At 74.1% G+C, this 4,310-nt stretch carries 5 protein-coding genes and 1 tRNA gene; 3 read left to right on the top strand and 3 right to left on the bottom strand.

Annotated elements, in window-relative coordinates; all coding sequences use genetic code 11:
• Together CKO13_RS10945 and CKO13_RS10950 are read left to right on the top strand one after the other, a co-directional pair.
• Positions 1 to 834 (top strand): AMP-binding protein (locus CKO13_RS10945; protein WP_200260875.1); only part of this gene is annotated, 834 nt, incomplete at its 5' end.
• A 357-nt stretch (positions 835 to 1,191) separates the two neighbouring features.
• Positions 1,192 to 1,743 carry a Spy/CpxP family protein refolding chaperone gene (locus tag CKO13_RS10950; protein ID WP_200260878.1) on the top strand — a complete coding sequence of 184 codons (552 nt, stop codon included), beginning with the start codon at positions 1,192 to 1,194 and terminating at the stop codon, positions 1,741 to 1,743.
• 28 nt (positions 1,744 to 1,771) lie between these two features.
• Here CKO13_RS10950 and CKO13_RS10955 read toward each other — a convergent pair whose 3' ends face one another.
• Positions 1,772 to 3,139 carry an alanine/glycine:cation symporter family protein gene (locus CKO13_RS10955; protein ID WP_200260881.1) on the bottom strand — a complete coding sequence of 456 codons (1,368 nt, stop codon included), beginning with the start codon at positions 3,137 to 3,139 and terminating at the stop codon, positions 1,772 to 1,774.
• Positions 3,140 to 3,254: 115 nt separating this feature from the next.
• Here CKO13_RS10955 and CKO13_RS10960 point away from each other — a divergent pair, with 115 nt between their 5' ends.
• The gene (locus tag CKO13_RS10960; RefSeq protein ID WP_200260884.1) at positions 3,255 to 3,683 is read left to right on the top strand and encodes a secondary thiamine-phosphate synthase enzyme YjbQ; all 429 of its coding nucleotides are present in this window, start codon (positions 3,255 to 3,257) and stop codon (positions 3,681 to 3,683) included.
• Positions 3,684 to 3,754: 71 nt separating this feature from the next.
• On the opposite strand, the gene CKO13_RS10965 is transcribed toward CKO13_RS10960, so the two are convergent.
• Positions 3,755 to 3,831: transfer RNA gene (locus tag CKO13_RS10965), tRNA-Arg, on the bottom strand.
• Positions 3,832 to 3,875: 44 nt separating this feature from the next.
• The coding region (locus CKO13_RS10970) for a molybdenum cofactor synthesis domain-containing protein (RefSeq protein ID WP_200260888.1) at positions 3,876 to 4,310 on the bottom strand (435 nt) is incomplete at its 5' end.

Below are 4,310 nucleotides of genomic sequence, written 5' to 3' on the forward strand. Positions count from 1 at the left end.
CGCTACCTGCTGTCGCTGCCGCTGAACCACGTCGGCGGCCTGGCGATCATCGTGCGCTGCCTGACGGGCGGCGCCGCCATGGTCCTCGGCGGCCGGGCCGAGGACGCCGACTTCCTCGAGCGGCTCGGGGTGACCCACGTCTCCATGGTCGAGACGCAGCTGCGCCGGCTGCTCGACGCCGGCCGGCCGATCCCGGAGCGGCTGCGCTGCGCCCTGCTCGGCGGCGGCCCCGTGGCGCCGGAGCTGCTCAGCCGCGCCACGCAGCAGGGGCTGCCGTGCTGCGTCAGCTACGGGCTCACCGAGATGGCCTCGCAGGTGGTCACCCACACGCCGGCGGGCGAGGCCGTGGTGCTCCCCCACCGCGAGTGCCGCATCGGCGCCGACGGCGAGCTCCTCGTCCGCGGCGGGACCCTCTTCCTCGGCTACCTCGCCGAGGGGCGGCTCCGGCCGGCGACCGACGAGGCGGGCTGGTTCCACACCCGGGACCTGGGCCGCTGGCGGGCGGGCCGGCTCGAGCTGCTCGGGCGCAAGGACAACCAGTTCGTCAGCGGCGGCGAGAACGTCCAGCCCGAGGCCATCGAGCGCGTCCTGCGCGAGCACCCGGAGATCAGCGAGGCGGTGGTCGTCCCCCGCAGCGACCCGGACCTCGGCCAGCGGCCGGTGGCCTTCCTCGAAGGGGACGCCATCCCGGCGGATACGGCCCTCCACGCCTGGCTGCGCGAGCGGCTCAGCCCGCACCTGCGCCCAGCCGCCTTCCACCCCCTGCCCCGCCGCGAGGGGCTCAAGGCCCGCCGCGCCGAGCTCATCGAGCTGGCCGAGCAACGGCCCGCGTAGTGGGGTAGACTGGCACTGCGACCCACGGGCCGGCCGCCCCCTAGCCTCGGGCGCCCCGGCCACCCCCCCACGTCAAGGCGAGCCCCGGCTCGCGGGAGGCCCGGATGGACGGCGCGACCGTCATGATTGTCGGCAAGCTCCTGCTCACCTTCGGCACCCTCATCGCCATCGCCATCTGGCAGATCTACGACACGCGGCGCTGAGGCCAGCGCCGCCGCTATCCCCCGGCCGCCTACTATAGTGAAGGGCGGATATGCTGGGCGGGGCCCCCGGCCGGCGGACCCCGGCGGCGCGGCCGCCGAGGGTGCCGACGGGCAGCGCCCCGCCCCGAGCCGAGGCCTTCACAAGGGGGTAGCCATGAGCCGAGCCAGAAGAGCGCCGCGACTGCGCACGCAACCGATCCTCTGCACCCTGCTCGCCGCCGCGCTGGCCCTCCCCGGCACCGCGGCCGCCCAGCGGGGCCAGGGCGCCGGCCCCGGCGGCGGGATGCAGGGAGGCATGGGGCCCCCCGGGATGATGGACGGCGGCTGGGGCGGCATGGGGTACTACGGCCCCGGCGGCTGCCCGGGCGGGATGGACGGCGGCATGGGCTACGGCGCCGGCCCCATGGGGTCGATGTGGCGCCTCGACCTCTCCGAGCAGCAGATGGCGCAGTTGCGCGAGCTGCGCCGCGAGCAGTACCGGATGCAGGCCGAGCGGGGCGCCGAGCTCGCCGGGATGCGCGATGAGATGCGCCGCATGCTCACCGCCGAGCGGCCCGATCCGCAGGCCGTCCAGGAGCTGCACAACCGCATGGCCGAGCAGCGCGGCGAGATGCTCGCCGAGCAGGTCCGGCTGCGCAACGAGGTGATGGAGCTGCTCGACGAGGAGCAGCGCGATCAGCTGATGCTGCGCGACAGCGGCGAGTAGCCGCCCCGCCCGGCGGGGCCGGCGCCCCTCAGTGGGGCCGGCCCGCCGGCGTGGCCTGCCCGCCGGCGAAGTGGCGCCGGGTCACGGCGAAGACGGTCCCGGACAGCGCCAGCAGGGCGATCAGGTTCGGCACCGCCATGAGGGCGTTGAGGATGTCGGCGATCGTCCAGACGATGCCGAGCTTGGCGACGGCGCCGACGAAGAGCAGGGCCACCCAGAGGTAGCGGTACGGGGTGATCGCCCGCACGCCGAAGAGGAACTCGGCGCAGCGCTCGCCGTAGTAGCTCCAGGCGACGATGGTGGTGAAGGCGAAGACCACCATGCCGATGGTGACGATCCAGTTGCCGCCCGGCACCCCCGCCCCGAAGGCGGCCGCCGTCAGCGAGGCGCCCGTCTCGCCGCTGGTCCAGGTGCCGGTGAGCACGATCACCAGGGCGGTGACGGTGCAGACGATGATCGTGTCGATGAAGGTCCCGAGCATCGCCACCGTCCCCTGCTGCACGGGGTCGTCGGTGCGCGCCGCGGCGTGGGCGATGGGCGCCGAGCCGAGGCCGGCCTCGTTGGAGAAGATCCCCCGGGCCACGCCGTAGCGGACCGCCGCCCAGATCGCCGCGCCGGCGAAGCCGCCGGTGGCCGCCGTGCCCGTGAAGGCGTCACCGACGATCTGCCCCAGCGCCCCGGGCACCGCCGGCAGGTTCAGGGCCACCACGACCAGGCCGCCGGCGATGTAGAGGGCGGCCATGGTGGGCACGAGGCGCTCCGCCAGGTGGGCGATGCGCCGGACGCCGCCGATGATGACGGTGAAGACCAGGGCGGCGAGGAGCAGCCCGGTCGCCCAGACCGGCACGGCCAGGTTGGACTCGAGGACGTCGGCCACGGCGTTGGCCTGCACCGTATTGCCGATCCCCAGCGCGGCGACCATGGCGAAGACGGCGAACAGGCCACCGAGCCACGTCCAGCGGCCGCCGAGGCCGTTCTTGATGTAGTACATCGGCCCGCCGACGTAGCGGCCCCGCTCGTCGACCTCGCGGTAGCGGACGGCCAGGACGGCCTCGGCGTACTTCGTCGCCATGCCGACCAGCGCGGTCAGCCACATCCAGACCACCGCGCCCGGCCCGCCGAGGGTGATGGCCGTGGCGACGCCGGCGATGTTGCCGGTGCCGATGGTCGCGGAGAGGGCGGTGGCGAGGGCCTGGAAGGGGGTGATATCGCCGCGCTGCGTCTCGTCGGCCCGCCGCCCGCTGGCCAGGCGCCGGAAGCCGTAGCCGAGCCGGCGGATGGGCATCCCCCGCAGCCCCACCGTGAGGTAGAGCCCGGTGCCGAGCAGCAGCGCGAGCATGGCCGGGCCCCAGACGAATGCGCTGACGGCCTCGAGGATGTTCGTCGCGGTCTCCATGCTTCCCCCTTGTCCGAGTCGACGGGCGGCGCTCTCCGATCGCAAGACGGTATAATAATCGCCCGACAGCGGGAAATGCCCTGCGACTCGATTTCATTCGCGCCCAGGAGGGGGTATGGAGATCGCCCAGCGCAGCCTGACGGTGGCGACCCGGGGCCGCGGCACCACGGAGATCACCCGGCAGGTGGCCGAGGCCGTCGCCGAGGCCGGGCTGCACACCGGCCTCTGCCACGCCTTCTGCCACCACACCAGCGCCTCGCTGACCCTCACCGAGAACGCCGACCCGAGCGTGCGCGCCGACCTCGAGCAGTTCATGGCGCGCACCGTCCCCGACGGCGACCCGCACTACCAGCACGACATGGAGGGCCCGGACGACATGCCGGCGCACATCCGCAGCGTGCTCACCGGCAGCGGCCTGACCGTGCCCATCACCCGGGGGCGCCTGGGGCTCGGCACCTGGCAGGGGCTCTACCTCTGGGAGCACCGCAGCGCCGGGCACCGGCGCAGCATCACGGTCACCTGCCTCGGCAGCCGGGAGGGCTAGCTGTGGGGTAGCTGCGCGGCCAAGGCCAGTGCCGCGGCGGGCGCCGCTGCAAGCGGCGCCGCGGGGAGATCTGGCCCGCCCGGCAGGATTCGAACCTGCGACCTTCGGCTCCGGAGGCCGACGCTCTATCCGGCTGAGCTACGGGCGGTAAGAGCGAACAATGATAACGCCTACACCGCCCCTCGCCAAGGCCTAGCCGCCCAGCTCGCGGATGCGCGGCAGCAGGGCGACGAAGTTGCAGGGCCCGCCGCGGGCGTCGAGCTGGTGGGCCAGGATGGCGTCCCAGGCCGTGCGGCAGGCGCCGGTGGAGCCGGGCATGGCGAAGACCAGGGTGGCGTTGGCGATCCCGGCGAGCGCCCGCGACTGGATCGTCGCCGGGCCGATCTCCTCGTAGGAGCGCTGCCGGAAGAGCTCGCCGAAGCCGACGATCTCGCGGTCGAAAAGCGGCCGGATCGCCTCGGGGGTGATATCGCGGCCGGTCAGCCCCGTGCCGCCGTTGATGAGCACCGCCTCGACGGCGTCATCGGCGATCCAGGCCGCCACCTCGGCGCGGACGCGGTAGAGGTCGTCGGTGACGATGCGCCGGTCGGCCAGGCGGTGGCCGGCGCCCTGGAGCCGCTCGGCGAG

It is taken from the genome of Halorhodospira neutriphila (assembly GCF_016584055.1).
In the GTDB taxonomy this organism is placed as follows: domain Bacteria; phylum Pseudomonadota; class Gammaproteobacteria; order Nitrococcales; family Halorhodospiraceae; genus Halorhodospira; species Halorhodospira neutriphila.